Source organism: Enterobacter roggenkampii (genome assembly GCF_001729805.1).
GTDB classification, from domain to species: Bacteria; Pseudomonadota; Gammaproteobacteria; order Enterobacterales; family Enterobacteriaceae; genus Enterobacter; species Enterobacter roggenkampii.
In genome coordinates, this window is sequence record NZ_CP017184.1 from 2,427,830 (window position 1) to 2,444,723 (window position 16,894).

The following is a 16,894-nucleotide window of genomic DNA, read 5'->3' on the forward strand; positions in this document are numbered from 1 at the left end:
CACTCCTTACAAGACTTTGGAGAGGAACTGGCGCGTTCGCGCATGTGACGGACGGTTTAATACCTCGTCACTGCTGCCCTGCTCGACGATTTTTCCGTCGACCATAAACACCACCTGATCCGCCACTTCACGGGCAAAGCCGATCTCGTGGGTGACCACCACCAGGGTAGTGCCGGACCGGGCCAGTTTTTTGATCACGTCCAGCACTTCCCCTACCAGCTCCGGATCCAGCGCCGAGGTGGGTTCATCAAACAGCATCACGCGGGGACGTAACGCCAGCGCGCGGGCAATGGCAATGCGCTGCTGCTGGCCGCCGGAGAGATGGCGGGACCAGGCGTCGGCTTTATCCCGCAGCCCGACCACGTCCAGCAGGCTGTACGCGCTTTCCACCGCCTCTTTTTTGCTGAGCTTTTTATGCGCGATGGGCGCCTCAATCAGGTTTTCCAGCACCGTGAGATGGGGAAAGAGATTAAAGTTCTGGAACACATAGCCCACGTTGACGCGCTGTTTGAGGATCTCTTTCTCCTTAAGCTCGTAGAGCTTGTCGCCCTGACGGCGGTAGCCAATGTAGTCCCCGTCGATCTGAATAAAACCTTCGTCGACGCGCTCCAGGTGGTTTATGGTGCGCAACAGCGTCGATTTGCCCGAGCCTGAGGGCCCAAGAATGACCGTCACGGATCCCGGCGGGATCTCAAGCGACACGTTGTCGAGCGCCTTATGGCGACCAAAATACTTGCTGACGCCGGTGATTGAGATATGTCCTTCAGGAGAGGCTTGCATGGATAGGCTCCTGTGCTGGCGTGGTGGTGACGGAACGGGTGCGACGGGCGGCACGGTTCTGATTAACCGCAGAGCGGCGTTCGCTGCGGGCGAGTGCGCGTTCAACACCGTACTGGATAGCGGACAGGACGGTGGTGATCGCCAGGTACCAGGCGGCACCAACCATCAGCAGCGGGATCACCTCCTGCGTGCGGTTGTAGATCATCTGGATGGTATAAAACAGCTCCGGCATCGCCAGGACGTACACCATCGCCGTGCCCTTGGCGAGGCTGATGATTTCATTGAATCCCGACGGCAGAATGGTGCGCAGCGCCTGAGGCAAAATGATGCGCACCGTGCGGCGCCAGGCCGGCAGACCGAGCGCGGCGGCGGCCTCATACTGCCCGTGATCGACCCCGAGGAAACCACCGCGAATGATCTCGGCGGTATAGGCGCTCTGCACCAGCGTTAGCCCCACCACGGCGGTAGAAAATTGCCCCAGCACGTTGATGGTTTCAAAGCTGCCCCAGGTGATGCCGGTGAACGGCACGCCGAGCGAGAGCGTGTCGTAGAGATAGGAAAAGTTGTACAGGATGATCAGCACGACGATCAGCGGCAGCGACCGAAACAGCCAGATGTACGCCCACGCCAGGCTGCTCAGCAGCCAGGATGACGAGAGTCTCGCCAGCGCCAGCATGCCGCCAAACACCACGCTCAGCGCGGTGCCGATCAGCGTCAGCAGCAGGGTCTGCCCGACGCCTTCGAGGATCACCGGGTCGAAGAACCAGCGGGCGAACACCGCCCACTCCCAGCGCGGGTTAAAGGCGACTGACTGAATCACGACCGCCAGGACAAACAGCGCCACCGCGGCGCCGACGGCCCGCAGCGGATAACGCGCCGGGACCACCTTAATGGTTTCAACGTTGCTCATCGTCGTTCCTCATGCGGTTTTGCTGAACGCTTCACGTACCAGCGTTTTGGTGAAACGCAGCCGACCGTCAAACGGCGGCTGGCTATACTCTTCCGGATCGCGGTTCAGATCGAACTGCGGCTGATAGCCCTGGCTAAGATAGAGCCTGACCGCTTCCGGCTGACGAAAGCCGGTTGTCAGGTAGATCTGACTGTACCCTGCCAGCACCGCCCTGCGCTCCAGCTCCTGCACCACGCGCCCGGCAAGCCCCTGCTGACGCAGGGTTTTGTCCGTCCAGATACGTTTGATTTCCGCGGTGCGTTCGTCGAACGGTTTGTACGCGCCGGTGGCGATAATCTTCCCGTCGCGCTCCAGGACGATAAACAGCCCCTGCGGCGCCAGATACCACTCGGTGAGCTCCACTTCCGCGTCTTTAGAAAAGTAGTCCCCGTAGCGGGCCGCATATTCACCGAACAGCCCCTCGATAATGGGCTGAAGTTCGGCATCTTCCGGTGAAACATCACGAAATCGTTCGCTCATCACGCCTCCTTAATCGCCCAGGCCCGCCGGGTTCACTTCGGACTGCGGAATGCGCTCAACCCCTTCACCCCAGCGGTTCAGCACTTTGTCGTAATCGCCGTTTTTGATGACGCCGTTCAGCGCGGTCTGCACCGGCTCAACCAGCCCGCTGCCTTTTTTCAGCGTCACCGCAATGTGCGCCGCCTTCGGCCAGCCGCCGTCGACGCTGCCCACCAGTTTGGTTTTCCCGTTCAGCGCCGCTTTCCAGGCGCCAATCACGTTCGGGCCAAAGTAGGCATCCGCACGCCCGGACTGCAGCGCCAGGGTTTGGGCCGCATCGTCTTTGGTGTAGATCGGGGTAAAGGGCTTCAGTCCCTTCTTCAGGTTTTCGGCATTCCACGCCAGCAGGATGGCCTCCTGGTTGGTGCCGGAGCCCACGATAATCCGCAGCCCGGCGATGTCCTCCGCTTTCTGAAGCGATTTGATCGGGCTGGTCGATTTCACGTAGAAACCGAGGGAATCCTTACGGTAGGTGGCAAAATCAAACTTCTGTTTGCGCTCTTTAGTGACGGTGATGTTGCTGATGGCGGCATCGTATTTCCCGGACGCGACGCCCAGCGGCCAGTCTTCCCAGGAGGTGGGCACCACGTTCAGCTCCAGCCCGAGGCTGTCGGCGACCAGACGCGCGACGTCAACTTCGCTCCCCAGCAGCGTTTTGTTGTCGTCGGAGAAGACCGTCAGCGGCGGCTGATTGAGTCCCGCCACCGCAACGGTAAATTTCCCCGGCACGGCAAAGCGATAGTCTTTCGGCAGCTGCGCCACCGCCTCGCTATTTTTCGCGGTGTTAATCGGCGTTTTATTGGCCTCGATGCTTACGCCGGTGCCGTTAATATTGACGTTCTCTGCCCAGACGGCAGGGGTAAAGGCCAGCGCGAGCGCCAGAACAAGCGATGATTTCTGCATAGCGGGATTCTCTTTTATTGTTGTGTGTACTGGTTTTTCGGTTGGTCTAAGCCAAGGCTTTCGCGCAGCGTGGTGCCCGGGTAGTCGGTACGGAACAGCCCGCGAGACTGCAGAATCGGTACCACCTGGTCAACAAAGCGCGGGAAGGTGTCCGGCGTACCGCCCTGAATGATGAAGCCGTCTGCGGCATAACCCTCAAACCAGGCCTGAAGACCGTCAGCCACCTCCTCCGGCGTGCCGGAAAAGCGCGGGCGCGGCGAAGCGGCTTCAAGCGCCACCTGACGCAGGGTTAAGCTGCGTTCGCGGGCGTTACGCTTGATTTCATCCGTGGTGCTGCGGAAGCTGTTTTTGCCTAAGTCGCCGATATCCGGGAACGGCTCGTCGAGCGGATACTGGCTGAAATCGTGATGTTCGAAATAACGCCCGAGGTAATTGAGGGCGTCATTAATCGACACCAGCGCCGCCGTGGTCTGGTACTGGTGTTCCACGTCATCGGCATCTTTCCCCACAATCACGCTAACGCCCTGGAAAATATGGAGATCCGACGCGCGGCGGCCGTTTGTTTCCAGCTGCTGTTTTACGTCCTGATAAAAGGCTTTTGCCTCGTCGAAGGTCTCGTGGTGGGTAAAAATGGCGTCGGCATGTTTTGCCGCCAGCTTTTTCCCGTCGTCCGACGCCCCGGCCTGAAAGACAATTGGTCGCCCCTGCGGCGTGCGGCCAATATTCAGCGGACCGGCGACCTGGAAGAAGTCACCGTGATGATCGAGCGTATGCAGTTTCGCCGGGTCAAAAAACTGGCCGCTTTCTTTGTTGCGGATAAACGCATCCCCTTCCCAGGAATCCCACAGCCCTTTCACCACGTCGAGATACTCATCGGCAATCCGGTAGCGCAGCGCATGCTCGGGGTGTTTTTCGCGGGAAAAGTTCTTCGCCGACCCTTCCAGCGGTGAGGTCACCACGTTCCAGCCCGCGCGGCCGTTGCTCAGGTGATCGAGGCTGGCAAACTGGCGCGCCGTGGTAAAGGGCTCGCTGTAGGAGGTGGATAAGGTTCCCACCAGCCCCAGACGCGAGGTAATGCTGGCCAGAGCGGAAAGCACGGTTAACGGTTCAAACCGATTCAGAAAATGGGGGATCGATTTCTCGTTGATATAGAGACCATCGGCCACGAAGAGAAAATCGAGCTTCCCTTCCTCGGCCTTTAACGCCGTCGCTTTCACGAAGTCAAAGTTAATACTGGCGTCGGCAATCGCCGCAGGATGGCGCCAGGCGGACATATTCCCGGATGCACCATGCAGAATGGTGCCCAGCCGCAGTTGTCGGGTTGCAGACATCTTTACCTCTCCTGAATTAAACGTGTTGCAGGGCTTTTTCCGCAAGCTGTGCAAAATAGCGGGCGGCGGGCTCAATCAGTGCTTCATCCGGGTTAAAAGCCGGGTGATGTAAACCAAACGGACTGTTGCTGCCAATGCTGACAAACGCGCCGGGAACAGACTGCAAATAGACCGCAAAATCTTCCCCGCCCATATGCAGTTCCGCGTGACGGGTTTCATAACCGGCCTCACGCGCGACCGAGGTGGCAAAATCAGCCCAGCGCTCGTCATTCACCAGCGCGGTAGGCCCGGCATACCAGGTGATATCAATCTGCGCGCTGAAGGCGCTGGCAAACCCGGCGGCAATTTCACCCACGCGGGCTTTCACATTCTGCTGTACTTCCGTGCGATGGGTTCGCAACGTGCCTTCCAGCTCGACGCTTTCCGGCAGCACGTTCCAGGTGTTGCCGCCCGCAATGCGGGTTACGCTCAGCACCACCGAATCCAGCGTGTTGACGTTGCGGCTGGCGACGCTTTGCAGCGCCGTCACCAGCTGGCTCGACAGCACAATGGCGTCGTTGCCTTCGTGAGGACGTGCGGCGTGCGCGCCCTTACCGGTAATGCGGATCACGAAGCGGTCGACGTTGGCGTAGAACGGCCCGCCGCGGGTGGCGAACTCACCGACCGGCAGGCCAGGCTCGTTGTGCATACCGAAAATCGCGCTGACGTCGCGTAAGGCACCGGCCCGCACCATGCTCTTCGCACCGCCAAAGTTCTCCTCGGCAGGCTGAAACAGGATGCGCACCCGGCCGTTAAGCGAGGCCTCCCGCTCTTTCAGCTTTAACGCGGCGCCGAGGATAACGCTGGTGTGGATATCGTGTCCGCAGGCGTGCATCACCCCGGCATGCTGTGAGCTAAACGGCACGCCGCTGCGCTCCTCGATCGGCAGCGCGTCAATGTCGGCGCGCAGCGCAACCAGCCTGCTGCCCGTCCCGATTTCCGCCACCAGCCCGGTCGCCAGGTCGTAAGGCTGCGGGGCGATCCCGGCCTTCGTCAGCCACTGGCGCAGGCGCGCGGTGGTTTCGACCTCCTGGCCGGACAGCTCCGGGTTCTGGTGCAGTTCGCGGCGCCAGGCAATCAGTTGTTCGCCAAAACTCATACGGTGACCTCCTTGTTAAGACGCGCCCCGGCAAGCAGACGCAGCGACGCGACGCGCGTAGCCCCCTCCGCCACCGGCGTGTCGATGATAAATTCGTCAATGCCCCACTGCTGGTGCAGCGCGTTGAGCTGTTCCACTACCGACTCAGCGGTGCCCGCCAGCAGCGACTGCGCCCGGCGTGCAATGCGCACCGGCTCACTGCCCGCCTGGCGCGCAAACGCGTAGGCCTGCTCTTCGCTGGCCACGGTGACACGCTGCCCGTTTGCCAGCTCAACGCCCCACACTTCGACCTTCTGCGCCAGCGCGTCTGCCTCAGCCTGCGTCGGCGCGACAATCGCCTGCACCGCCACTATTACGTCGCGCGCGCTGTTCTCACGCCAGGTCGATACCACCTCGCGCAGCAGGTCCGGGTCACCGTTCAGGTGTGCGGCAAACACAAAGTGCCAGTCGAGCCTGGCGGCGAGCAGCGCGCTGTCGGTACTCGCGCCCAGCAGGAACCCCTCAGCAGGCAACGGCGGCAGCGGCGTGGCGCGGACGGCCTCTTCAATAGCGTGATGCTCAGGACGGATCCAGCGGTCGAGCTGGGCCAATTGTTCGGCGAAGCTGCCCTTTTCCTGTTGATTCAGGCCCTGCTGCAGCGCGCGGGTTGAGAGCGGTAATCCACCGGGGGCTTTCCCGACGCCGAGATCGACGCGGCCAGGCGCCAGCGCGGCCAGCACGTTGAAGTTCTCGGCGACTTTATAAGGGCTGTAGTGCTGAAGCATTACGCCGCCAGACCCGACGCGAATGCGCGTGGTTTGCCCGAGGATCCAGGCAATCAGCAGCTCCGGCGAAGGGCTGGCAAGCTGTGGGGTGTTGTGGTGTTCGGCAATCCAGAAGCGGTGATAGCCCAGATTTTCTGCCTGCTGCGCCAGCGCCAGGGTACGCGCCAGTGCATCGGCAGCCGTTTCGTTTTCAGCGATGGGGCTTTTATCCAGAATGCTGATTCGCCATGACATGTTGCGTTCTCGTTTGACTTAACATGTCGACATTATTAAAGGCGCATTTCACCACTGAGAAACAATTAATTTACATTTGGTTTGCCGGAAAACAGATATATAAAACCCTGCTAAGAATAAGACTTTAAGGAGGCAATCAGCGATTCCACCTGCTCCCGACGGGTAATGCGGACGAAGCGAATATGGCTATATTGCGGGTTTTGCAGGTCGGCTTCATAGCGCGTACGGTTATTACGCCAGGTTTTCATCGTCCAGATGATAATGGATTCTCTGCTGAAGAACGCGCGCCGGAAACTCTCTTTGTTTCCCGTTCCCGGCCAAAGCTCGTGTTTATGCCAGGCCCGTTTTATTGCTCGCGTGACGGCCTGCCAGAGGGTGCGGGTAAACCCATAATCCACCCAGACCACCACATCGACATCGCGCCATTTCAGCGGTCGCGTGCGGTTGTAGTTACCGTCGAGCACCCAGTCTGGCGAAGCCTGTAGCGCCTGCGCCAGCTTTGCCTGAAACTCGTCGTCCGGCGTGCCCTGCCAGTCAGAGCGCCAGTAGAGTCTGTCCATCTCGATACAGGGAATAGACAGCGCGGTCGCAATCTGCTTCGCCAGCGTGCTTTTTCCGCTCCCGCTGGTACCGATGACGTTAATTTTCACCTCAACCTCCCTGTATTTACGAAAATGTGACCAAATGATAGCGTTTTCATCCTGTTAACGAAACGCTATTTCAGCATGACAATTTTTCCAGAGAGACGATCTCCCTCTTGCAGTTTGGCTTATGTCATTTACTTAAGTCGATTCAAAATAACACTCACTAAAATATTTTCAATTTTATTACATTCGACAACATTAACAGATTAAAAATAATGAATGCCGGGTATTTCGGAGAGTCTCAATTTCAGCGAGAATATATCCAGGTCGTCATTAAAATAATCATACTTATCTTGCCGGAGCACTTTCCGGATTTTTTATTCTTGCACAACATCATGGAGTTACTCATGAGGCGTAACACCCCCGTTACACAAAACGAGTATTTGCTTAACGCCGGTTCGACGTTAATGTCCACTACCGATATAAAAAGTCATATTACCTATGCTAACTCCGCTTTTATAGAAGCCAGCGGATATAAAGAAGAGCATCTTCTGGGTGAGCCGCATAACCTCATCCGCCATCCCGACATGCCTGCCGAAGCGTTTGGCGACATGTGGTTTACCCTCCAGCAGGGCGAGACCTGGACAGGTCTGGTGAAGAACCGTCGTCATAATGGCGATCACTACTGGGTGCGGGCCAACGTGACGCCGGTCTGGCAGGGGGAATCCCTGACCGGCTTTATTTCGGTGCGCAATATCCCCTCACGGGAAGAGATCGCGGCGAGTGAAAATCTGTATGCAAAAGTGCGTAATAATGAATTAAAACATCATCGTTTTTATAAAGGACTGTTCGTTCGGCGCGGTATATTTTCCTTTTTGTCGCTCTTTAAATGTCTCAGTACCGGAAAACGAATTCAGCTTGGTATTACTGCGACAGCGTTACTTTCCTGCCTGGCGATGTATTTATTCCGCGATCGTCTCGTTCAGGCCGCCACTCTGGTGCTGCTTTTTTCTGCGCTGTCCTGTTATCTTCATGCGCAGATCGCCCGGCCGGTAAAATCCATTGTTCAACAGATGCAGCGCGTGGTTTCAGGACGTAAAACGGACTATTACCATTTTGACAGAATCGATGATATCGGGCTGATGATGCGCCTGGTGAATCAGTCTGGTTTAAACCTGAACTCGCTGGTGGATGATGTCGGGGCGCAAATCAGCGGTATTGGCACCATCAGCCAGCAGGTCGCGAAAGAAGGCGCGGCGCTGCAGACGCGCTCTGAAGAAACCGCCGATTTTCTGCAGCAAACCGCATCTGCGGTGGAAGAGATCGCCAGCGCCGTGAAGCAGACGGCCGAAACCGCGAACGAGGCGATTCAGATGGCGGATCGCACCCGCGACAGCGCCCACTGCGGTGAAGCGATGATGAAAGAGACCATCGGTATGATGCAGTCCGTTTCGCAGGATAACGGCCAGATCGTCGATATTATCAGCGTTATCGATCGTATTGCCTTCCAGACCAATATTCTTGCGCTGAATGCCGCCGTGGAAGCGGCGCGCGCGGGTGAAGCCGGCCGCGGCTTTGCCGTGGTCGCAGCTGAGGTGCGCAATCTTGCGCAGCACTCCGCGACGGCGGCGAAAGAGATCAAAGCGCTGATCGAGAAAAACGTTGCCAGCGTCAACGCTGGCGTGGAGAAGGTGGGACAAACCGAATCACAGCTGACGGTTATGATCGACCATGTGCTGCAGGTTTCCACCCTGATTAAGGAGATTGGCCTCGCCACGCAGGAGCAAACCCAGGCGCTGACGCTCATCAACGCCTCCCTCTCCCGTATCGGCGCAATGACCCAGAGCAATACGGGGATGGTGGATAACGTCACTCACGCCGCGAATCACCTGACGCAGCGGACGACGCGCCTGCAGCAGGCGATTGCCGTTTTTGGCGGTTAGCCGTTCGGGTACTGCTCGTCGGTCACTTTTTCCAGCCACGTTACCGGGCTGCCGTTTACCGCTTCGGCGATGGCAAGATGCGTCATCGCCGTTTGCGCACTTGCGCCGTGCCAGTGCTTCACGCCGGGTGGGATCCAGGCGATATCGCCCTGATTCAGGATTTCCGCCTCTTCGCCCCACGCCTGTAGCCAGCCGCGACCCTGCGTCACAATCAGCGTTTGTCCCAGGGGATGCGTATGCCAGGCCGTGCGCGCGCCCGGCTCAAAGGTTACGGTTGCCCCGCCGACGCTGGCAGGTTCGGTCGCCTGAAAGGGCGCGTCAATGCGAACAGCCCCGGTGAACCAGGCTTCCGGTCCTCGTACTGACGGTAATGAACCGCTGCGGATAATTTTCATCTTTTGCTCCTCGTTGACTGTTGCGTTAACAGTAGCGCAAAGCACTCCGCAGCATTAGGGTGCATAATCAGATAGGACACATGACTGAAACTCATAAATAGAACCGCGATGCTAAAAGATAATTTCAACGATCTGCTCTCCTTTATGGTGGTGGCCCGCGAGCGCAGCTTTACGCGCGCAGCGGCGCAGCTGGGCGTCTCGCAATCGGCACTGAGCCATGCGATGCGCAAGCTTGAAGCACGATTAGACGTTCGCCTTTTAACCCGCACAACCCGCAGCGTGGTTCCGACACCCGCGGGTGAGCAGCTTTTTTCGCGCCTCAGCCCGCATCTGCTGGAGATCGAACAGGAACTCACGGCGCTTCGCAGCAGCCGCGACAAACCCGCAGGCGCTATCCGCATCGTCGCCGGCGAGCACGCGATGGACGCCGTGCTCTGGCCGGTACTGAAGGCTTTTATGCTGCAATATCCTGACATTAACGTCGAAGTGACGGTCGACAATGGCCTGACAGATATCGTCGATGGCCGCTTCGACGCGGGGGTTCGCCTGGGTGAACAGGTGGCAAAAGACATGATTGCGGTGCGGATTGCGCCGGACATGCGCATGGCGGTCGTCGGCTCCCCGGATTACCTGGCTCGTTTTGGCGTGCCGCTCGTGCCGGAGCAGCTGGGTGAACACCGCTGTATCAATCTCCGCCTGCCCACCCGAGGGGGATTGTATGACTGGGAATTTGAGCGCGACGGGCGCGAGCTTCGCGTGCGGGTTGACGGACAGCTTACGCTCAATAACCTGTCGCAGCGCATCGACGCCGCGGAGAATGGTCTCGGATTAGCCTACGTGCCCGAGTCCTCGGTTCTGGACGCTCTGAATCAGGGACGGCTGGTCAGGGTCCTTGAATCGTGGTGCCCCACGTTTGAAGGATACCACCTCTATTATCCGAGCCGTCGGCAGCACACAACCGCGTTCAGGTTACTTCTCGATGCCCTGCAGCAGCAAAAATTTATACCATCTGGTAATAATTAAGAGAATCTGATGATTAAATAATCAACCCCACCATTGTTTTGACTAAAAACTCATCACGTTTCAGCGTGTTGTGATCCCCGTCTGCTCTGACCACACGATTTCCTTCGACGTGCATCACTTTCGGCACGGTTATATTTTGCGTCGCTTATGAATTGCAGGTAGGATGCCTCGCCATGTTTCGCCTTATCCATACGCAGAATGACTGGGAAGGCGACATGTGTTTGCGCAGAAGCAATCGTTTGTATTGCGCTCTGCCAGGCAGGACTATCACGATAATGGTTCAGACAGGCAAACAGGTAACTCAATGAAAACAAGCAATAAAAGCGCAGCCGATCATCACGCTGCTAAACGTCGCTGGTTGAACTCCCACGAAGAGGGCTACCACAAAGCGATGGGCAACCGTCAGGTTCAAATGATCGCCATCGGCGGCGCTATCGGAACGGGTCTGTTTTTAGGTGCGGGTGCACGTCTGCAGATGGCTGGCCCGGCTCTCGCCCTGGTCTATCTGGTGTGCGGGATCTTCTCTTTCTTCATTCTCCGCGCGCTGGGCGAGCTGGTACTGCATCGCCCTTCCAGCGGCAGCTTCGTCTCTTACGCCCGTGAATTCCTCGGTGAAAAAGCCGCTTACGTCGCGGGCTGGATGTACTTCGTCAACTGGGCGATGACCGGTATCGTCGACATCACCGCCGTTGCGCTGTATATGCACTACTGGGGCGCGTTTGGCGATGTGCCGCAGTGGGTCTTTGCGCTTGGCGCACTGGCGATTGTCGGCACCATGAACATGATCGGCGTGAAGTGGTTCGCGGAGATGGAGTTCTGGTTTGCGCTGGTTAAAGTGCTGGCCATCGTGGTGTTCCTGGTCGTGGGTACCGTCTTCCTCGGCAGCGGTAAGCCGCTGGATGGCAATGCCACCGGCTTCCACCTGATAACCGATAACGGCGGATTCTTCCCGCACGGTCTGCTGCCTGCGCTGGTGCTGGTTCAGGGCGTCGTGTTCGCCTTCGCCTCCATCGAGCTGGTGGGCACCGCAGCAGGTGAATGTAAAGATCCGCAGACGATGGTGCCAAAAGCCATCAACAGCGTGATCTGGCGTATCGGTCTGTTCTACGTCGGTTCCGTGGTGCTGCTGGTGCTGCTGCTGCCGTGGAACGCCTATCAGGCGGGCCAGAGTCCATTCGTCACCTTCTTCTCGAAGCTGGGCGTGCCGTACGTGGGCAGCATCATGAACATCGTGGTCCTGACCGCAGCGCTCTCCAGCCTGAACTCCGGCCTCTACTCGACCGGTCGTATCCTGCGCTCCATGTCGATGGGCGGTTCTGCGCCGAAGTTCATGTCCAAGATGAGCAAGCAGCACGTGCCGTACGCCGGTATTCTGGCGACGCTGGTGGTCTATGTCTTCGGCGTGTTCCTGAACTATCTGGTGCCGTCTCAGGTATTCGAAATCGTTCTGAACGTGGCGGCACTGGGGATTATCGCGTCCTGGGGCTTTATCGTGGTCTGCCAGATGCGTCTGCGCAAAGCGATTAAAGAAGGCAAAGCTGCTGACGTCAGCTTTAAGCTGCCTGGCGCGCCGGTGACCTCCTGGCTCACCCTGCTCTTCCTGTTCAGCGTGCTGGTGCTAATGGCGTTCGACTACCCGAACGGCACCTACACCATCGCGACCATTCCGCTGCTGGCCGTGCTGCTGATTGCGGGCTGGTTCGGCGTGCGTAAACGCGTTCATGAAATTCACAGCACCGCGCCGGTTCATCCTGACGATGAAAAACACGACGCCCCGCTGGTAGAAGAAACCTCGCGTTAATAAAAAAGCCGGGTGGCGGCTTCGCCTTACCCGGCCTGCATTTCATGGTTTTGTAGGCCCGGTAAGCGGCAGCGCCACCGGGCAATCCCATCTTAGAGAGCAATACGCATCACATCGTCAGGCTGGGTGGCTTCCTGCTGGCGGGTGGATTTCTGTTTCACCGTCACGTACAGGGTTTTGCCATCCGCAGAGAGCGCCAGGCTGTTCGGGTAGACCGGCGTGTCGAAGGTTTTAGTGACCTTATACGATTTCGCGTCAATCACGCTCACCTTACCGGCTTCACGGTGCGTCACGTAGGCTTCATTGCGGGCCGGGTTAAACAGGACCGCCAGGGATTCCGGCGCGGCGATTTTCTCGATCACGCTACCGTCTTTCAGGCTCACCACCAGCACTTCCGGCTGTTTTGAATCGGTCAGGAACGCGCGCTGACCGGCAGTGTCGAGGCTCAGGTTCAGGTAGAAGTGCTCCTTCCCGTCATCCTGCACCTTTTTACGGGCAATAATTTTATTGCTGGCCGTATCAATCGTCACCAGTTCGCCGTCCGCATTCGTGGTGTACAGACGTTTCGCCTGCGCATCCAGCGCCAGGCCGGTGCTGTAGGTGCCCGTATTGGCAATGGTTTCTTTCAGCTTCAGCGTGGCGCCATCCACGACCCAAATCACGCTCTCTTTACCGACACCGGTAATGTAAATCGTGTTGCTCGCGTCATCTGCCACCAGCTGGCGCGGCTGCAGCGGTTTGACGGTTTCGCTGCGCTGACGCCCGTCCAGCACCAGCCGCCCTTTTACGTCACCCGTTTTTGCATCAATCGCGGTTACCGCGCCGTTGATCGTATTGCCGAACCACAGCGTTTGAGTCGCCTTGTCAAAGGTGGCACCAAAGGGTTTCAGATCGCTATGGATTGCCTGCGTCACGTCCAGCGTGACCGGATCAAGGCGGTAGACAACCCCGCCCTTGTCGGTTTTACGGCTTTGCGAGGTCGCCACCCACAGCGCATTCTCCTGCTGGCTCACGGCCATTTCATACGCCCCTTTGCCCACCGCTTTACGCAGTACCTCTTCGGCGGCATGCACCTGGAACGTCCCGGCAAGCAGTAAAGTGGCAGACAGCAGCGACAGGCTCAGACGCGGCGAGCACAGTTGACGTAAAGACATATCAATTCCTTTTCTGAAAAGTGGGGTTGGGCTGACATCACTTCCGGCAGACAACGTCATGGCATTGTCTTTTGATAATGAGAATAGTAATCATTAATGGGTTAAATGTGGAGTTTTTCTTTCCCGCTTCGCCTTCCATTAACGCAATGTGCGGTTATAGTTTTCAAAACTTTTACAAAACCTTTAACATATATGGACATGTTCCATTTGGTTCGTTTATACACCACAACCGGTTTTATTCATGAAAATCATTTCTGCCCGTAAGGCTTCTCTCCCGCTGCTGCTGGTTCCTGTTATTTTTGCGCCGCTCACCGCCGTGAGCGCAGAGGAACAGACCATGATCGTCAGCGCCACGCCGCAAACCGTATCGGAGCTCGATACTCCGGCCGCGGTCAGCGTCGTCAATGGCGACGATATGCGCCAGGCCGCGCCCCGCATTAACCTGTCTGAATCCCTTGGCAGCGTACCCGGGCTGCAAATTCAGAACCGTCAAAACTACGCCCAGGATCTCCAGCTTTCGATGCGCGGATTTGGCGCCCGCTCAACCTTCGGGGTGCGCGGTATCCGTATGTACGTCGATGGTATTCCAGCCACCATGCCGGACGGACAGGGTCAGACCTCCAACATCGACCTTTCCAGCGTGGAGAGCGTTGAAGTGCTGCGCGGTCCCTTCTCTGCCCTGTACGGCAACGCCTCTGGCGGCGTAATCAACATCAACACCCAGACCGGGCAGCAGCCGCCGACCATTGAAGCCAGCAGCTATTACGGCAGTTACGGGACCTGGCGCTATGGCATGAAAGCCACCGGCGCGATGGGTGACGGCACCCACGCCGGGGACGTGGATTACACCGTCTCCACCACCCGCTTCACCACCAAAGGCTACCGCGACCACAGCGGCGCGCGGAAAAATCTCGCTAACGCCAAACTGGGTGTACGCATAGACGACGCCAGCAAGCTGACGCTGATTTTCAACAGCGTGGACATGAAGGCCAACGATCCGGGTGGACTGAATTACCAGGAGTGGCGGGACAACCCGCGTCAGTCGCCGCGCGGCGATCAGTACAACACCCGTAAGACCATCAAGCAGACCCAGGCCGGCCTGCGCTACGATCGCCAGCTCAGCGCTCAGGACGACCTCAGCGTGATGATGTACGCCGGCGAGCGTGAAATGACGCAGTACCAGTCGATTCCGTATCAGCCGCAGCTAAAAGCCACTCACTCCGGCGGGGTGATTGATATGCAGCGCCACTATCAGGGCGTGGATACCCGCTGGACGCACCGCGGCGAGCTGCTGGTTCCGGTGACCTTCACCACCGGTCTGAACTACGAAAACATGAGCGAAGACCGTCGCGGATACGAGAACTTCGTGATGCGCAACGGCGTGCCGGACTACGGCGTCAAAGGCGATAAACGTCGTGACGAACGCAACCTGATGTGGAACGTCGATCCTTATCTGCAAACGAGCTGGCAGCTGACGCAGAAACTCTCTGTCGACGCGGGTGTCCGCTACAGTTCGGTCTGGTTTGATTCCAACGACCACTACGTTACGCCGGGCAACGGCGATGACAGCGGTGACGCGAGCTACCACAAGTGGCTCCCGGCGGGCGCCGTGAAGTATGCGGTGACGGATGCGTGGAACCTCTACGCTGCCGCAGGGCGTGGCTTTGAAACGCCAACCATCAACGAGCTCTCCTATCGCGCCGATAACCAGGGCGGTCTGAATATTGGCCTGAAGCCGTCCACGAATAATACGTATGAAGTGGGCAGCAAAACCCGCATCGGCAACGGCCTGCTGACGGCGGCGCTGTTCCGCACCGATACGGATGACGAGATCGTGGTGGACTCCAGTTCTGGCGGCCGTACAACCTATAAAAATGCCGGGAAAACCCGTCGTCAGGGTGTCGAAGTTTCCCTGGATCAGCAGTTCGCTGAGAGCTGGAAGCTGAAGATGGCGTGGACGTACCTGGATGCCACCTACCGGACTAACGTCTGCAGCGACGCAGACTGTAACGGTAACCGTATGCCGGGGATTGCGCGCAACATGGGCTTCGCCTCGTTTGGCTGGCAGCCGGAGGAAGGCTGGTATGCGGGGACAGACGTGCGTTACATGAGCGATATCATGGCCGACGACGAAAACACCGCGAAAGCGCCGTCCTATACGGTAGTCGGGCTGAATACCGGGTATAAATTTAACTACGGCAACTGGGGAATGGACGTCTTTGGCCGCGTCGATAACCTGTTCGACAAAGAGTACGCGGGCTCGGTAATTGTCAACGAGTCCAACGGTCGTTATTACGAGCCTGCACCAGGCCGAAACTATGGCGTCGGGCTGTCGGTCTCTTATCGCTTCGAGTAAGCAAAAAGAAAAGTTTATTTTATAAATGAAATAACCCTCCTGATGGCATTAAGCCATCAGGAGTTATTCACCAGATAAATAATTAGCGGCGGTATATAGTCGCTCTAATAAATAATCTCTCAGTTAAAATATTGTCGCTGTAATAGAGAATCTGCTTCATCAATCAACTTATCAATCGCCTTCTGGCTCGCATCAACATCTCTCCGCTCAAGGGCCGAAAGCAGCTCGTCATAGTGATACGTTGCCGTTTTGATGTCGTTAAGTTCGTGATGCAGGTAGTTCATGCAGGGCCCGATGCGGACCCATAGCTGTTCAATTAAGGCATTAAGCGTAGGCATTTCCGCATACTGATAAAGCGTAAACCTGAAGATACGATTCGCATGCAATGCCTGCTGAACGTTTCCATTGCGCATGGCCTCATGGAAAGCCTCTGACATTTTGCGCAACGCCTCCAGCTTGCCGTCTGACATCTTCTGGCATGCTGCGGCGACCGCCATTGGCTCAAGCTGTTTTCTGATGGCGTTAATCTCGTTATAACGCTCCAGCGTCACTTCAGGGACCAGAAACGCCTGTGCGGGCGTGGCGTGAAGCGCGCCTGAGGAGACCAGGCGCAACAGCGCTTCGCGGACCGGCGTAATACTGGTGCCTAATTTATCAGCAATCTCTTTCGTAATCAGTCGTGCTCCTGGTTTGAGAGAGCCTGTAATTAACGCCCCTTTCAAACTGTGTTCAACCTGCATGGTAAGGCTAACCCTTTGGGCTTTTTCTAAGTGATCCAAATCAAGCATGTGGAATTCCTGTAGCTAAAACTTAATGCTATTTTTAAACGCCAGTTTTAATAAAACGGCGCCGGTACGATATATCCTGTATCGTCATGCCTGGTGGTGGGAAGTACAAAAAACAGCAAAAAAAGTAAACGTCATTTTTTTTATCGTTTTCGGGCTCATCGGGGATGATGGCGCGAAAAGTCATGTCCAGTAATTAAAGACAATATATCGTATCTTCACAAATAAATATGGC

General features: G+C 57.2%; 13 protein-coding genes and 1 pseudogene. 4 read left to right on the forward strand and 10 right to left on the reverse strand.

The features are described from left to right. Positions 1 to 6: 6 nt before the first annotated feature. The 7 genes and pseudogenes from BFV67_RS11370 to BFV67_RS11405 form a co-directional block, all read right to left on the reverse strand. Positions 7 to 780, reverse strand: a complete 774-nt coding sequence (locus tag BFV67_RS11370) for an amino acid ABC transporter ATP-binding protein (RefSeq protein WP_008501763.1) — start codon at positions 778 to 780, stop codon at positions 7 to 9. Beyond that, positions 764 to 1,690 (reverse strand): amino acid ABC transporter permease, encoded by a 927-nt coding sequence (locus tag BFV67_RS11375; protein ID WP_023327573.1) that lies wholly within the window; start codon positions 1,688 to 1,690, stop codon positions 764 to 766. Before BFV67_RS11375 ends, BFV67_RS11370 begins: the two co-directional genes overlap by 17 nt. Before the next feature lie 9 nt (positions 1,691 to 1,699). Beyond that, positions 1,700 to 2,209, reverse strand: coding sequence for a GNAT family N-acetyltransferase (locus BFV67_RS11380; protein ID WP_008501765.1), 510 nt, complete (start codon positions 2,207 to 2,209; stop codon positions 1,700 to 1,702). 9 nt (positions 2,210 to 2,218) lie between these two features. Continuing rightward, positions 2,219 to 4,482: pseudogene (locus BFV67_RS24600) on the reverse strand (NtaA/DmoA family FMN-dependent monooxygenase). 16 nt (positions 4,483 to 4,498) lie between these two features. Next, complete coding sequence (locus tag BFV67_RS11395) at positions 4,499 to 5,620, reverse strand: amidohydrolase (RefSeq protein WP_069598356.1); 1,122 nt, start codon at positions 5,618 to 5,620, stop codon at positions 4,499 to 4,501. Next, the gene (locus BFV67_RS11400) at positions 5,617 to 6,618 is read right to left on the reverse strand and encodes an LLM class flavin-dependent oxidoreductase (protein WP_023344233.1); all 1,002 of its coding nucleotides are present in this window, start codon (positions 6,616 to 6,618) and stop codon (positions 5,617 to 5,619) included. Before BFV67_RS11400 ends, BFV67_RS11395 begins: the two co-directional genes overlap by 4 nt. Positions 6,619 to 6,728: 110 nt before the next feature. Beyond that, positions 6,729 to 7,268 carry an AAA family ATPase gene (locus tag BFV67_RS11405; protein ID WP_069598357.1) on the reverse strand — a complete coding sequence of 180 codons (540 nt, stop codon included), beginning with the start codon at positions 7,266 to 7,268 and terminating at the stop codon, positions 6,729 to 6,731. Positions 7,269 to 7,609: 341 nt separating this feature from the next. Here BFV67_RS11405 and BFV67_RS11410 point away from each other — a divergent pair, with 341 nt between their 5' ends. Beyond that, complete coding sequence (locus BFV67_RS11410) at positions 7,610 to 9,145, forward strand: methyl-accepting chemotaxis protein (protein ID WP_069598358.1); 1,536 nt, start codon at positions 7,610 to 7,612, stop codon at positions 9,143 to 9,145. On the opposite strand, the gene BFV67_RS11415 is transcribed toward BFV67_RS11410, so the two are convergent. Next, on the reverse strand, positions 9,142 to 9,540 hold the full coding sequence (locus BFV67_RS11415; RefSeq protein WP_021240234.1) for a (R)-mandelonitrile lyase: 399 nt from the start codon (positions 9,538 to 9,540) through the stop codon (positions 9,142 to 9,144). The two genes, BFV67_RS11410 and BFV67_RS11415, sit on opposite strands and share 4 nt — an antisense overlap. A gap of 108 nt (positions 9,541 to 9,648) precedes the next feature. Between BFV67_RS11415 and BFV67_RS11420 the strand changes: the two genes are divergently transcribed. Continuing rightward, the gene (locus BFV67_RS11420) at positions 9,649 to 10,563 is read left to right on the forward strand and encodes a LysR family transcriptional regulator (protein ID WP_008501773.1); all 915 of its coding nucleotides are present in this window, start codon (positions 9,649 to 9,651) and stop codon (positions 10,561 to 10,563) included. A gap of 304 nt (positions 10,564 to 10,867) precedes the next feature. Then, entirely contained in the window at positions 10,868 to 12,364 is a 1,497-nt protein-coding gene (gene ansP, locus BFV67_RS11425; protein ID WP_008501774.1) for an L-asparagine permease, read from the forward strand. Between the two features lie 92 nt (positions 12,365 to 12,456). Here ansP and yncE read toward each other — a convergent pair whose 3' ends face one another. Beyond that, positions 12,457 to 13,518, reverse strand: a complete 1,062-nt coding sequence (yncE, locus tag BFV67_RS11430; RefSeq protein ID WP_069598359.1) for a 7-bladed beta-propeller protein YncE — start codon at positions 13,516 to 13,518, stop codon at positions 12,457 to 12,459. A gap of 241 nt (positions 13,519 to 13,759) precedes the next feature. On the opposite strand from yncE, the gene pqqU reads away from it, so the two are divergent. Next, positions 13,760 to 15,874 (forward strand): TonB-dependent receptor PqqU, encoded by a 2,115-nt coding sequence (pqqU, locus tag BFV67_RS11435; RefSeq protein ID WP_039025307.1) that lies wholly within the window; start codon positions 13,760 to 13,762, stop codon positions 15,872 to 15,874. 119 nt (positions 15,875 to 15,993) lie between these two features. Here the strand turns inward: pqqU and BFV67_RS11440 are convergent, their stop codons facing one another. Continuing rightward, positions 15,994 to 16,662: a GntR family transcriptional regulator gene (locus tag BFV67_RS11440; protein ID WP_021240238.1), complete on the reverse strand. Its 669-nt coding sequence runs from the start codon at positions 16,660 to 16,662 to the stop codon at positions 15,994 to 15,996. Positions 16,663 to 16,894 lie beyond the last annotated feature (232 nt).